We start from the raw sequence: 15,575 nt of genomic DNA, 5'->3' as shown, positions 1-15,575 counted from the left end.
ATAGTAAGAAAAGGACTGATATGAAATTCTACAAATCTCTTAAATTTAAAATCCTAGCCGCAGTGCTGCTTCTTATAACAATACTTTGCGCCGTATTTATCCGTATAATTCCCGATTACTCCACCTCACGAGGCTTTGCGATAGTTTCTCTCCCCGATTACAACAAATACAAGCAAGGATACTGCCTCAAAGAGAATAGAATTTTGCCGAAAGAAGAGCTGTATAAAAGAGCAATAGGACAGTTTTTGGATTATAAATTGAAATTAGAGCGAATGATTAATGATTATAGGACCTATGCCTATGGCAGTTCCCGGCGCAGCGCATATGAAATCGCATATTATGAATTAGAAAATATAAATTTATCGAATTGGTTTGAGGTATTGCAAAAGTATTATAAGAAGGGGAAAACGACCGAAGAGATACTGATGAAAGAGTTAAAGGCTAAAAAAACCGATCCTAAAAAATATCTAAAAATATCTTCAGATGGCGCAGGTTTCGGATTTGATAGGCCGATAGTGCTTATCGGTGGCAGCGACAAGGCGGTTACGGCCGATTTATTATTAGATAAATTTGTTCTAATTAATAAAAATTACTTGCGTTATAATCACAGCGAATACTTACATGATAGAGCAGAAATCGATGTTATTACTAAAAAACATTATGAAGATAGGAGTAAAGTAATATTATTTGATACAAAAAAAGAGGGTACGGAATTTGATAACTGCGGAAATCTAAACTATCCATTGGAAGAATATTATTTACGCAGCAGAGAAGCAAAAGGCGGCTGAAAAGCCTGATCATTTGAAATTTACCAAGCAAATTTCAAATCAAAATCTGAAATTCCAACACAAAGGATAAACAATGGCGGCTAAACTAATTTTAAGAGGCAATGATAATTTTACTGCGGAAATTCTATCTTGGTATATATGGGGTCAGCCAACGGCTCCTTCAAAGGAGAAAATAGCCGATACTCAATGGATAGATAGAGAAGATAATATAATACTAGAGGGCAATACATAAATTTCCTTAAGAAAGGCTGAAAAACTTAAGTTTAAGTAAATTTTTATAGTAACGGATATATAATCCGCGCTAAGGGATAGCAAGAAAAGGACTGATATGAAATTCTATAGGTCTATTAAATTTAAAGCCCTGGCAGGCGTGCTTCTTCTTATAATAATACTCTGCGCCGTATTTATCCGCATCGTGCCAGATTTTTCCACCTCACGAGGCTTTGTGATAGTTTCCCTTTCCGACTACGACAAATACAAGCAAGGATACTGCCTAAAAGAGGATAGAATTTTGCCTAAAGAGGAGCTGTATAAAAGAGCGATAGGACAGTTTTTGGATTATAAATTGAAATTAGAGCGAATGATTAATGATTATAGGGTTTATACTTATGGTAGCCTTTGGCGTAGCTCATATGAAATCGCATATTATGAATTAGAAAATATAAATTTATCGAATTGGTTTGAGGTATTGCAAAAGTATTATAAGAAGGGGAAAACGACCGAAGAGATACTGATGAAAGAGTTAAAGGCTAAAAAAACCGATCCTAAAAAATATCTAAAAATATCTTCAGATGGCGCAGGTTTCGGATTTGATAGGCCGATAGTGCTTATTTATGGTGATGACAAAACAGTTATAGCCGATTTATTATTAGATAAATTTGTTTTAGTTAATAAAAATTACTTGCGTTATAATCACAGCGAATACTTACATGATAGAGCAGAAATCGATGTTATTACTAAAAAACATTATGAAGATAGGAGTAAAGTAATATTATTTGATACAAAAAAAGAGGGTACGGAATTTGATAACTGCGGAAATCTAAATTATCCATTGGAAAAATATTATTTACGCAGCAGAGAAGCAAAAGGCGGCTGAAAAGCCTGATCATTTGAAATTTACTAAACGAAATTTCAAACTAAAATTTAGAACTTCAATATAAAGGATAAGCAATGGCAGCCAAACTAAATTTAAGAGGCAACAATGATTTTGCTACGGAAATTCTCTCTTGGTATCTTTGGGGCCAACCAAAAGCCCCTTCAAAGACGGAGATAGCGGATGAAAGGTGGATAAATAAAGAGGAGATAACACTAGAAGTCAATACACAAGAATTCCTAAAAAAGGCCGGGGATTTCGTAAACGCAAAAGACTTTATATTGTTTAAAACATTTTTTAGCGGCAAAACAGTAAGTGGAAACAAGCTAAACAATGGAAATCCAACATTGAACGAAGGCCAATATGAAAGGTTTGAAAATGGGTTGTATTTTTTAACTCAGAAGCAATTCGCGGAGCTATTTTATGGAGAATATGAAAATTCCGAAAAAGAAGATGAAAAAAAAGCATATGCCGCTGCGAATGATCCTACTGGCGATAATGCTGCTGCTGTATCTTTTTACAACCGAAATCTCGATAATCCGGACTTTGCCAAACTGGCTTTTACATTTGGAAGTATGAAAGTTGGACTCAATACTTCTAAAATTCGCTATGTTTTAGATGAAAATCTCAATCCTATCCTTGTAAAAGACATAGAATATCAATTTGAAGCGGGAGATTTTGATTTCGTAGGAGGCAAAGGTAGTGGGTTTGTGAATCAAATATTAAACCAAATAGCAGATCCTAGCGGTATAGGGAAAAAAATAAATCTAAAATTTACAGGAGATAATAAAATAGATGGAGGAAGTATAAACAAAAGCAATTATGATTCGATGAAAGAACTAAAAGAATATAAAGTCGATAGCAAAGGTAAAATTTTCGACTCTGATTTTTATAAAGCCATGGGTCTATTTGAAGAAGAATACAATCGCATAAAATCTTCAGGCATTATAAATTACCTGGACGAAAATGGCAAACTTGTTATGTACGGAAGTAACGATGACGATCGGCTTGTTGAATTTCAGGCTAAAAATATAAATTTTAGTGAGCCTTTGCTTAGCGAGCTTGCTGATATAAAAAATCACTACAAACAATATGTAAAAAATGGTATAACCTATGTCGGCGGCAAAGGCGCTGATACCATCACAGGCACAGACTACGACGATATCCTATACTCTACCGATAAGCATAATAAAGACGACAATGCAAGGGATGTGCTAAAGGGTGGAGAAGGATTTGACGCATACTATGTCGGCAACGGCGACATTATCTTGGACTCAGATCATAAAGGCAAGGTGGTATTTGGTGATACAGAGCTTAAAGGCGGCATATACGATAAAGATAAAAATATATATAAAGATGCCATCAATCCAAACATAGAGTATCACTTAAACAAAGAGTCTAATGTGCTTACGGTTATAAATAAAACGGACTACTCATCCATAGCCATAGCCAATTACTCTAAAGAAGACAAATCCCTGGGTATAAAACTGGCAAACAGTAAGATAGAAGTATCAGTAACAAATAAAGAGGGAAGCGCTAACTGGTTAAAAGAATCTCTTGGAGACAGGGGACTTCCTTTTACCCTGTCTCTTAACAGAAAGCTGGATAAAGGAGAATATCTTAAAGTAGAAGTAGTAACCAGTATGAAAGGGGATAAGAGTATTATAGAATTTAAAGAAAGAGACATCAGCAAAGACTTTAACTTCACCTGGGAAGACGATAACTATCCTCAAGGCAACAGATCATTTGTGGTAAATGCTTGTGTTGTAGATGAGTCCTCAGACTTAACGGCGGAAGTAATAAGTAGCGCAAGAGGCACTATAAAAGACGATGATAGAAATCCCAATAATCCAAATAACTCTGATATCCCGACAGATCCCAATGATCCGCAAAACGCTCCCGTGCGTTATGATCCTATCATAATAGACCTAAACAAAGACGGTACTACTACGTCTAAACTAAACGGAGCCGTAAATTTCGATATGGATAACAACGGCTTTAAAGAAGCTACCGGATGGATAAGTAAAGATGATGCATTCTTAGCTTACGATAAAAACGGTAACGGCAAGATAGATAACGGTAGCGAACTGTTTGGAGATAAAACAGTATCGGTAGGAGCTTACGGATATACGGGTAAAACGGCTGAGAACGGGTTTGAGGCTTTAAAGGAATTTGACTTTAACAATGATAATATCATAGATGAAAAAGATAAAGACTTTGATAAACTACTTCTTTGGCAAGATTTAAACACCAACGGCTTAACCGAAGAAGGAGAGTTAAAGACTTTAAAAGAACATAACATAAAATCCATAGATTTACGTTATAAAGAAACACAGATAGATAACAACGGCAATCTAATCAAACAAACCTCTACCGTTACATTTAACGATAACACCACCACTACCGCCGATGACGTATGGTTTAAGGTTGATCTTAGATATACCGAACAACCAAACATCGATATCCCCGAGAGAATAAAAGCCTTACCTGAAGTAACCGCATTTGGAAATTTGCATAATCTAAGAAATGCAATGAGCAAAAACTTAGAACTGGAAAATATGATCAAAGACTATATAAGCCTAACCCCAGAAGAAAAAGCAAAGCAACTGGATAATGTTTTATTTAAATGGGCGGGGGTGGAAAGTAATGCTTGTATCAAAGCAAGCCCCAATAGACACTATGGGTAAGGTCTTTTTCTAAATTTAATAATAATTTAAAATATGTAAGAGTAGAATGCTACTATTCGGAAAAGTTCTTTAGGCTATATAAATTTGCATATGTATTTTTTTAAAGGATTAAATATGCACGACGCCGCAGCACTTCTAATCGCACTCATTTTTCTAATCGTAAGCTTTTTTGTCGCTTTAATCGCCCCCAAAGGCAAACGCAAACTGCTTTGGCTTTTTGCTTGGTTTATGGTGTTTTTCGGGGATATTGTCGTACTTAAAGCAATTATGGCCTATTATGATTTTAAATATGCCAAGATAAGTGTCCACGAAAAGCCCGCCATACACGCTTACTATGCAGGAGAAAGAGAAATAGTCGAATGGAATAGAAGCGCTTTTCCTTTGATAGATCCAACCAATTGGCTAAATTTCCCTGCAAATACGACCGATGCAAATTTCATATCTTTGATAAACGGCTACGTAAATTTTATAGACTACAAAGAAAAAAGTAAAAATCCCGCCACGAACGGTAAATATTTTAGAATTTATCTGGATGACTATACTGCAAAAGAGTGCTTTTTATCAGCCAAGTTAAGCACAAGAGGCTTTTTAAAGAGTATCCCGATAACATATGAGGAATTAAATATATTTTTTAATCAACTGCAATCAAATCATGAAAGCGAGGATAAAATAATCAGAGAGATAAAATCGTTACTTGACGATAGAAATGCCTCGACGATAGATATAAAACCGTCTAAAATATTAAGCTACATAAAATACAATATGAAAGATCTCAAGCAAACCTACAAAGACAAATGCGTAGCTCGCAAAGAAATCAATGAAGATGAGATAGCGTCTGTCGAGCTCGTAGCGGAAGATCTATATCATCTCTTAGAACTAAAGCCCGACATAAAACCTAATGTATTGACAGATATGTTATATATTGATTTTAACTACGGTGCCGTGATCGAAGATAGATATACCGGTAAAATTCTAGCAGATAACGTATATATGAGCATTGGATACCAGGGGATAGCGGGTGAAATTATAAGGGCATATGGCGGCAATCCCGGGAGTACGGATTTTTGCGATAGCGGCAGAGAGAAGTATTTAGACGTATGTAATCAAAAAATGATAGAGGAATTCTTTAGAAAGGATAGAAAATGAGAAAATTTGAGACACTAAAAATGTATGCAGAGCTGGCTTGGGCTGGATATAAGGGATTTAAGATTTTACAAAAGATTATCAAATGCTAGCTTTTATTTTAATTGTTATAATTTCGTTTGCTTGGGCAATAGTGATAAATCAAATTTATTTGTCAAATTTAAATAAATCACTTAAATTTATATCCATATTATCGTGCGTCATTATTTCAACAGCATTGCTAATGTTTCCAATGTTTATTATGCCAATATTTTTATCAATATTTCATAGAAAAAATATCAAATTTGATAAGGAATTCACACCATGGGTAGTCCTGTTTCTTGCTATTGTAAATTTTGATGATGCTAGATTTTTTATAACATACCAATACAAATGTAATATTCAAAAAGATAATGGGATTGTTGCTCTGGATACCAATTACACTAAGCATGATGTAGAGAAATTTCGTATTTTATCAAGCAATGAAAAATTGCCGAACAAAATTTCAAGGTATCATAAATATAATATTTTAGATAATAAGGATAATTTAGTTGCAAAAGCCTATGAAATTTATATTCCTTATGGAATGGTATTTAATGAAATACATAAAGCTATTATGGGCAAAAATGGTGGCAAAAGTTGTGGTTTTGATGGAGAGAAAGGTGATATTGAAATAAAACAAATTTTAAAAAACAAACTTAAATAAAAGGATATAAAATGAATGACTTCAGTAAACTAAAGATATATGCAAACCTTGCGAATGATGCATATAGTAGCAGAAAAATAGGTGATAAAATTCAAAATTATGAGGTAATAGATACTTTTAATTTTATAGGATTTCAATCTACTCTTTATAAGAGTGTTGATAATAAAAAGATACTTGGTATAAGAGGAACAGAAGTAGAAATAAGTGTAAATAGCTTAAGTGACTTATATAACGACCTCCAATTAGCTCTCGCGGGTGTAAATTTACAAGAACTTGATTTAGAGAGATACTACAATAGGTTAATAGTACAAGGCATTATATCTCCCAATGAAAAAATTACTGTAGTTGGACACTCCCTTGGCGGATATTTGGCACAAATTTTAACTTTAAAACATCCAGAAGTAGTTAATAATACTTATACATTCAATGCGCCTGGAATTGGTGGGCTGCCAGGAACATTATTGAATGCTTTGGGTATAGAAAATTTTTACAACCCCAAGATAACAGACGTGGTAGCCAAAGACGGTCTTAGCTTAATAGCCGGAACGGGACTTAACGCTGGACAGGAAATAGAAGTTTCTGGCGAAACCCACTTTATAGCTCCTATGACCAAAATCCTCTACTTCTACGACGAAATGATAAAAAACGGAGTTAATGAAAAAGATATAACAGCCTATCTAAGCGGGTTTTATCAAATACCTTCAAAGATATTTGATAACAAAAAGAGTGTAGAGCATATAGCCAATAAAACACTAAACGCTATCAACAAGATAGTAAATGGCGATAATGCCGAGCAAAAAGACATCATAGACATAGCCATAGATTTTGAAAAAAATAATACTAAATTTAGTATAGAGTTTATATTTAGTAATGGTTTCAACCAATCTACTTTTCCAAATTCCTCCATCCCGATATCTGCCCTATACGCCCTGGTTCACCTAAACCCTTTCATAGTCTCTGGCGTAGACTCTCCTGCCTACAAAGAGCTTGAAAAGTATAAAGACGAGTATTCCGATAACTATATACAAGACAGAATAAAAATGTTCGATCACTTTATGCATAATGTAACGGATGTAGGTAGTTATTTTTACGATATGCAAAGCGGCGTAAGTCATGGAATTACCGATGGATCAAATCATGGCACATCCGATAATACAAATCCGTATATCCATGAAATCACAAACCAATTTATATTCGGCACCAATCAAAACGATGTTATCAAAGATGCCGTAGCCCTGCTGGACGATAATGTAAAAACAAGGGTATACTCCCTAGCCGGAGACGACAACATAAAGATAGTAGGAGGTAGCGCCTACATCGAAGCAGGCTCGGGTAACGATACTATAGACCTAAGAGGTTCCAAAGGAGAGAATACCGTATACGGCGGAGTAAATAACGGTAAAGATAACGATGACGACGGAGACGATATAATCTACGGAGGAGAAGGAAAAGATACTATCTACGGCGGAAACGGTAAGGATACCATATATACGGACAATGACGATAAAGAAGACCTACTATATGGCGGAGACGGCTTTGACACCTACTACGTAGGAGATAAAGACATCATCTTTGATAGCGATGGTAAGGGTAAGATAGTGTTTGACACAGTTGAGCTTAAAGGCGGAACATACGATAAGGATAAAGAGGCATACGTAAGTAAAGACGGCTTGATAGAGTATAGACTAAACGAAAGCGGAGGTAAATCTACCCTAATAGTGCAAAAGGGAGATAAGAGTATAACTATAAACGAATTTAGCAAAGAAGACAAATCCCTGGGTATAAAACTGGCAAACAGTAAGATAGAAGTATCCGTAACAAATAAAGAGGGAAGCGCTAACTGGTTAAAAGAATCTCTTGGAGACAGGGGACTTCCTTTTACCCTGTCTCTTAACAGAAAGCTGGATAAAGGAGAATATCTTAAAGTAGAAGTAGTAACCAGTATGAAAGGGGATAAGAGTATTATAGAATTTAAAGAAAGAGACATCAGCAAAGACTTTAACTTCACCTGGGAAGACGATAACTATCCTCAAGGCAACAGATCATTTGTGGTAAATGCTTGTGTTGTAGATGAGTCCTCAGACTTAACGGCGGAAGTAATAAGTAGCGCAAGAGGCACTATAAAAGACGATGATAGAAATCCCAATAATCCAAATAACTCTGATATCCCGACAGATCCCAATGATCCGCAAAACGCTCCCGTGCGTTATGATCCTATCATAATAGACCTAAACAAAGACGGTACTACTACGTCTAAACTAAACGGAGCCGTAAATTTCGATATGGATAACAACGGCTTTAAAGAAGCTACCGGATGGATAAGTAAAGATGATGCATTCTTAGCTTACGATAAAAACGGTAACGGCAAGATAGATAACGGTAGCGAACTGTTTGGAGATAAAACAGTATCGGTAGGAGCTTACGGATATACGGGTAAAACGGCTGAGAACGGGTTTGAGGCTTTAAAGGAATTTGACTTTAACAATGATAATATCATAGATGAAAAAGATAAAGACTTTGATAAACTACTTCTTTGGCAAGATTTAAACACCAACGGCTTAACCGAAGAAGGAGAGTTAAAGACTTTAAAAGAACATAACATAAAATCCATAGATTTACGTTATAAAGAAACACAGATAGATAACAACGGCAATCTAATCAAACAAACCTCTACCGTTACATTTAACGATAACACCACCACTACCGCCGATGACGTATGGTTTAAGGTTGATCTTAGATATACCGAACAACCAAACATCGATATCCCCGAGAGAATAAAAGCCTTACCTGAAGTAACCGCATTTGGAAATTTGCATAATCTAAGAAATGCAATGAGCAAAAACTTAGAACTGGAAAATATGATCAAAGACTATATGGGTCTAAGCCTTGAAGAAAAAGCAAAGCAACTGGATAATGTTTTATTTAAATGGGCCGGAGTGGAAGGAGTAGATAAGGATAGCAGAGGACAGTTCATAGATGCAAGGATGCTTGGAGTATATGAAAAGATATCGGGTAAGGAGTTTTTACAATGGGGAAATAATCCCAATCCTTCTTCACCGGCTGCTGATATAATAATGGGCATTATGAGTAAATTTAAAAACTACGTATATGCCAATATCGAACTTCAAACCAAGTATAAAGGTCTGATTGATACTACTTATATGTATTATAACGACGATACCAATAAATACGACTATGATTTTAGCAAAGTCAATGCAAAACTAAAAGAACTCTATAATGCTAAGAATTATAAAGAACTATCGGTATTAACCGGCACCATAAGGGATGGGGCTCAATATAAATCGGAGTTACTGGATAGCTTTAAAAATAATCTCGAAAAGCTTGCAAGCAATAACAATGATTTCGCTTTATTCGCTCTTAGCGATTATATATCCGGTACCGACGGAGATGACGTCATCCGAGGTAAAAGCAGTCATAATTTATTTGTAGGAGGCAAAGGAAACGATGTCTTTCACGGTGGATACGGCAAAAACGCATATATCTATCATAAAGGCGACGGTAGCGACACCATATACGAGAGCGGCGGCGAGAGCACTATTTACTTTGAAGATATAAGAAAAGACGAGGTTGAGTTTTCTAATCAAGACGGTAGCGGACTAAATATAAAAATAAAAGGAACGCAAGATAGCATAAATATAAAACGTTGGTATTCGCAGAGTGTCAATCAAATACCTTTTAAATTTGCAGACGGGGTTACTATGTCTAGTCAGGACTTACGTCTTACGGTAATCGGAGATGAGAGCGACAATATTTTATACGGTTATCAAAACAATGATACCATAGAGGGCGGCAAAGGAAACGATAAATTAAACGGCGAATACGGAGACGATACCTACATTTATAGCAAAGGCGACGGCAACGACGTGATAAGCGACTGGGGAGGCGCAAATATCCTTTACTTTAAAAATCTCAGCTATGACGACGTAGAGTTTTTCAAACAAGACAGAAATTTGCTTATTAAAATAAAAGATACCGGAGAAACTATAACCATAAACGACATACTTTCCTACTCATCTTATGCGGCATTTCGTTTTAAATTTTCGGACGGAACGATAAGAGATGGCTCTAACATAAATCTTATGGTAGTCGGAGACGATCAAGATAATACCTTGTATGGATTTTTTAGAGAAAACACCTTTATAGGAGGTAAAGGAAACGATAGTCTTTACGGGAATGATGGGGATGATACCTATGTCTATAGCAAAGGTGATGGCAACGATACCATAATATATAGCTACCGAGGAAAAAATACTCTGGAATTTAAAGATATAAATAAAGATGGGGTAGAATTTTCCGTCAAAGGCAATGATTTATTGATAACTGTAAAAGATACGCAAGAATACATAACCTTAAAAAACATTTTTGAGCAAAACGGTGATTTTAATTTCAAATTTTCAGATGGAAACGTTATCGGTACGAGCGATTTGCTCCTTACCTTTATCGGGGATGACAATGACAATATTCTAAACGGATATCATGGAAACGACATACTAGAAGGCAAAAAAGGAAACGATAGTCTTTATGGCGGAAAGGGCGATGACAAACTATACGGCGATGAAGGAGACGACGCTTTAGGCGGTGGTAGCGGCAACGATATCTTAGAAGGCGGTAAAGGAAACGATAGTCTTTATGGCGGAGAGGATAATGATACCTACATCTATCACAAAGGGGATGGCAACGATACTATCCATGACCGACAAGGAAGCAACACTCTTGTATTTAAAGACATAAACAAAAATGAAGTTGATTTTATAAGACCGTATAATAATCTAAAAGATCTGATCATCAAGATAAAAGATACGAATGAACAAATAAGGATTTTGGAATTCTTTGAACAAAATGAAACTCTTTTTGATTTTAAATTTGCCAATGGAGCGACCATAAATCGGCATAACATAGCTCTTAAGATAATCGGAGACGACCAAGATAACAACTTAATGGGATATCGCCAAAACGACACCTTAGAAGGCAAAAAAGGAAACGATATACTACAAGGAGAGAAAGGAGATGATACCTACATATATAGCAAAGGTGACGGCAACGATTCCATATTTGACTTATGGGGGAAAAATACTCTTGTATTTAAAGACATAAACAAAAATGAAGTTGATTTCATAAGGCCGTATAATAATCTAAAAGATCTGATCATTAAGATAAAAGATACGAATGAACAAATAAGGATTTCGGAATTCTTTATGCATAGTAAAGCTTTTTTTGATTTTAAATTTGCCGATGGAAGCGTTTTGAGTAGTGATGAGGCGAAGAAAGCCAGCCTTATCGGCAATGACAACGATAATATCATTTACGGATTTGATTCCGATGACATCTTGAAAGGCAATGGGGGAAACGATAAACTTTACGGTGGGGACGGTAACGATATCCTAGAGGGAGGAAAGGGCAATGACATCTTATATGGTCATAAAGGCGATGATACGTATATCTTTGGCAAAGGTGACGGGGATGATGTCATATATGATGAGGCATATTTTACAGCAAACAGAAACGATACCATCAAATTTAAAGCCGGTATCAACAAAGACGATCTCGTATTTACCAGAACGGGAGACAATAAGCACGATCTTTTGATAAAGATAAAGGGTAGTAATGACTCCATAACCGTAAAGGATATGTTTAAAGATATGGAGCGAAATTTATATGGAATCAACAAGATAACATTTGACGATGGAACTTCTATGAGTATCGCAGATATCTACAAAGCTACCCCTGCAATAGCAAATCCAAATGACCAATCGCAAATTTACGGTTCTCCTTACGACGATACCATATATGGCAATGAAAAAGACAATGATATACGCGGACAAGCAGGTAACGATACGCTTTATGGCGGTGAAGGCGATGATACGCTAAGAGGCGGTGATGGCAACGATATCCTAGAAGGCGGAAGCGGTAACGATACTCTTTATGGAGGCGAAGGCGACGATACCTATATCTTTGGTAGAGATGATGGAAATGATACGCTAATAGACTCAGACGGAAACAATACCATCAAATTTAAAGCCGGTATCAACAAAGACGATCTCGTATTTACCAGAACGGGAGACAATAAGCATGATCTTTTGATAAAGATAAAGGGTAGTAACAACTCCATCACCGTAAAGGATATGTTTAGATATTATACCAATAAAGATGGAATCAATAAGATAACATTTGACGACGGAACTTCTATGAGTATAGCAGATATCCACAAAGCTACTCCTGTAATAATAAGCCCAAATGATCAATCGCAAATTTACTACGGTTCCTATTATGACGATATCATATACGGCAATGAAAAAGATAACGATATAAGAGGACAAGAGGGTAACGATACTATTTACGGCGGAAAGGGAAATGATGATATAAGTGGCGGCAACGGAGACGATACCATCTACGGAAACGATGGCGATGATAAGCTTTACGGCGACAAAGGTAATGACACTTTATATGGAGGTAATGGCGATGACGAACTTCGGGGCGGTGATGGCAACGACACCATAGAAGGCGGAAGCGGTAACGATACCATTTACGGCGGCGAAGGAGAAGACACTTATATCTTCGGCAGAGGTGACGGTCAAGATACTATTATATATGCTGACGGACAAGATACTATCAAATTTAGGGCAGGCATAACTAAGGACGATCTAATATTTAAAAGGATTACACCATCAAATCTGGAAGATAGTCTTATGATACAAATCAAAGATACTAAGGATCATATATTTATAAAAAATATGTTCAACAAAGAAGACGGTTCTAGTGGAATAAAGGGGTTGGAATTCGATGACGGCTCATATATGAGCTTTGAAGAGGTCAAACAAAAAACCTTAATGAGCCCTAATAACTATAGTGTGATTTACGGCTTTGATTCGGACGATATCATAGTGGGAGGAGACGGAGACAATCATATCTATGGAAGAAACGGAAACGATACTTTGTATGGCGGCAAAGGTAGCGACGAACTACACGGAGAAGCCGGTAACGATACTCTTTACGGCGATGATGGAAACGATACCTTGATAGGAGAGGAGGGTAACGATATCCTAGAAGGCGGTGCAGGCGATGACAACCTTGAGGGGCGAGAAGGGTCAGACACCTATATATTCGGTAAAGGTGATGGCCATGATATGGTATATTCCGATGAAAAAGATACGATAAAGCTAAAAGAGGGAATTTCTAAAGACGATATAGCCATACAAAAACTAAATGATAAAGATTTAAGAATACTTATAAAACAAACCGGTGATTCTATGACCGTCCATAATATATTTAGTAAAGATTACCCCGGTAGCATCGGTAAAATAGAATTTTCCGACGGCTCATTCATTGACTCCGAAAATATCAAAAAAATAGCTTCAAATAATAGCGTATTTTGCGTAGATGCCTCAAATAGCACACTGGATGGCAGCAGTGAAAACGATACCTTGTATGGAGATGATCGGGATAATCGTATGCACGGCATAGCGGGAGACGATGTATTGATAGGAGGCAAAGGAAATGATAGCTTATCTGGGGGAGAAGGCGCCGATACTTATATATTCGGTAAGGGTGACGGAAACGATACGATATATGCAGATGGAAATGATATTGTTAAATTTAAAGAAAGGATTACTAAAGACGATATTTTGATAACTAGAGATTATGACGATTTGATGATAAAATTTAAAAATAGCGACGATTCGATTAAGATTTCAAATATGCTCTACGAAAATATAGATGATGCCGACGATAATTCTCAGGGAATTAAGGCTATAGAGTTTAGCGACGGTTCGTCTTTAAGTCTCGAAGATATAAGAAAAATAGCTCTTGCAGACAAAGACTCAACCGGTCGCGGCAATAGGATATACGGTTTTAATTCAGACGATATTATAAACGGGGGTTTAGAGGGGGAGACTATAAAGGCAAAAGGAGGAAATGATATAGTCAATGGCAAGGAAGGAGACGATATCATACTAGGCGGTAAAGGAGACGATACCTTAATAGGTGGAGAAGGCGACGACACTTATGAGTATCGTTTGGGAGACGGTAACGACACTATAGACAATACCGGTGGAGGAAACGATACGTTATTTTTTGCCTATGGTATATTAAAAAATAGCATCTTGTATAAAAAAGACAATGATGACTTGCTAATGACGATAAATAATGATCCAAATCAAACGGTAAGAATCAAAAATCACTTCCTAGGCGGAGACTATGCTATAGATAGAATAGGATTCGGCCAAGATGATAGCTTTGAGGATCAAGAATACATTTTAAAACAAATCAACGTCGTTCACCTTTCTTCCGCAAACGGCAACAACAACCTATCGGATAAGGATAAAAAAGATAACGTCTACACCTACACCGGAGGCAAAGTAACCATAAGCGATAACGGAGGAGACGATAGAGTGGTGTTTAGGCTTGATGATGATAATGATCAAGAATCAAGGGTGTATTATAGCTCAAACGGAAGAGATCTAAAGATAAGCACGGCTAAGATAGATAGCTCAAACAAGAACGTATTGGAGATCAAGAATTTCTTCGTAAATAGAAACTCCATAATAGAAAACTTTGACATAAACGACTACTGGAGCATAACGGCCCAGTCCATATATGAGAAATTCGGCAAGGCATTCCCTCCTGAGACTCCGGATACTCCGGATGATCCTACTCCCTCAAACCCGGGCGATGGCGATAACGGCTCTTTAACCGGAGGAAGCGAAGATAATGTCTTTAACTATAAAGGCGGCATGGTAAGTATAACAGATACGGGAGGAAATGATAAAGTAATATTTAAAAATCCCGGATCAAGGGTATTTTATAGCTCAAACGGAAGAGATCTAAAGATAAGCACCTCTAAGATAAATAGCTCAAACAAGAACGTATTGGAGGTTAAAAACTTCTTTTCGGATAAAAACTACATAATAGAGAAATTTCAGATAAGTGACTACTGGACGGTAACAGCCGAGTCCATATATCAAGCGTTTGGAAAAACTTATCCGGCTGCGCAAAACGCTCCTTTGGCTTTACTGGGAGCCCCAAACAAGACGAATGAGGATAGTCTAAACGATAACGCATCCGATATGTAGATTATAAGCTAGAATGCCAAACAGGACCGAGTGGTTGGCTCGGACCAATAAAATAATGCCTAAATAAAAGACTCTTAAACATTTCAAAAT

Annotated in this window: 7 protein-coding genes; all 7 read left to right on the top strand. The window is 36.5% G+C overall.

Features of this window, described 5'->3' with window-relative positions:
- Positions 1-20: 20 nt before the first annotated feature.
- The 7 genes from CRECT_RS05815 (at position 21) to CRECT_RS05785 (ending at position 15,485) form a co-directional block, all read left to right on the top strand.
- Entirely contained in the window at positions 21-788 is a 768-nt protein-coding gene (locus CRECT_RS05815) for a hypothetical protein (RefSeq protein ID WP_002946157.1), read from the top strand.
- A gap of 73 nt (positions 789-861) precedes the next feature.
- Positions 862-1,020 carry a hypothetical protein gene (locus tag CRECT_RS05810; protein WP_157752407.1) on the top strand — a complete coding sequence of 53 codons (159 nt, stop codon included), beginning with the start codon at positions 862-864 and terminating at the stop codon, positions 1,018-1,020.
- Between the two features lie 96 nt (positions 1,021-1,116).
- Entirely contained in the window at positions 1,117-1,884 is a 768-nt protein-coding gene (locus CRECT_RS05805) for a hypothetical protein (protein WP_002946150.1), read from the top strand.
- Between the two features lie 74 nt (positions 1,885-1,958).
- Entirely contained in the window at positions 1,959-4,568 is a 2,610-nt protein-coding gene (locus CRECT_RS05800) for an SPM autocatalytic domain-containing protein (RefSeq protein ID WP_171992684.1), read from the top strand.
- Between the two features lie 114 nt (positions 4,569-4,682).
- Positions 4,683-5,714, top strand: a complete 1,032-nt coding sequence (locus CRECT_RS05795; RefSeq protein WP_039888807.1) for a hypothetical protein — start codon at positions 4,683-4,685, stop codon at positions 5,712-5,714.
- Between the two features lie 82 nt (positions 5,715-5,796).
- Positions 5,797-6,396, top strand: a complete 600-nt coding sequence (locus CRECT_RS05790) for a hypothetical protein (RefSeq protein ID WP_039888804.1) — start codon at positions 5,797-5,799, stop codon at positions 6,394-6,396.
- A gap of 11 nt (positions 6,397-6,407) precedes the next feature.
- A complete protein-coding gene (locus CRECT_RS05785) occupies positions 6,408-15,485 on the top strand; it encodes a calcium-binding protein (RefSeq protein ID WP_171992683.1) in 9,078 nt (3,025 codons plus the stop codon).
- The last annotated feature ends 90 nt before the right edge of the window (positions 15,486-15,575 follow it).

The organism is Campylobacter rectus (genome assembly GCF_004803795.1).
Lineage (GTDB): Bacteria > Campylobacterota > Campylobacteria > Campylobacterales > Campylobacteraceae > Campylobacter_A > Campylobacter_A rectus.
Note: the sequence above shows the minus strand (reverse complement) of the source record. Positions and strands in the feature narration are given on the sequence as shown.

Bases quoted from the DNA above. Each gene is read 5' to 3' on its own strand.
- CRECT_RS05800 (WP_171992684.1), top strand. From the start codon at position 1,959: ATGGCAGCCAAACTAAATTTAAGAGGCAACAATGATTTTGCTACGGAA.
- CRECT_RS05795 (WP_039888807.1), top strand. From the start codon at position 4,683: ATGCACGACGCCGCAGCACTTCTAATCGCACTCATTTTTCTAATCGTA.
- CRECT_RS05810 (WP_157752407.1), top strand. From the start codon at position 862: ATGGCGGCTAAACTAATTTTAAGAGGCAATGATAATTTTACTGCGGAA.
- CRECT_RS05785 (WP_171992683.1), top strand. From the start codon at position 6,408: ATGAATGACTTCAGTAAACTAAAGATATATGCAAACCTTGCGAATGAT.
- CRECT_RS05790 (WP_039888804.1), top strand. From the start codon at position 5,797: ATGCTAGCTTTTATTTTAATTGTTATAATTTCGTTTGCTTGGGCAATA.
- CRECT_RS05805 (WP_002946150.1), top strand. From the start codon at position 1,117: ATGAAATTCTATAGGTCTATTAAATTTAAAGCCCTGGCAGGCGTGCTT.
- CRECT_RS05815 (WP_002946157.1), top strand. From the start codon at position 21: ATGAAATTCTACAAATCTCTTAAATTTAAAATCCTAGCCGCAGTGCTG.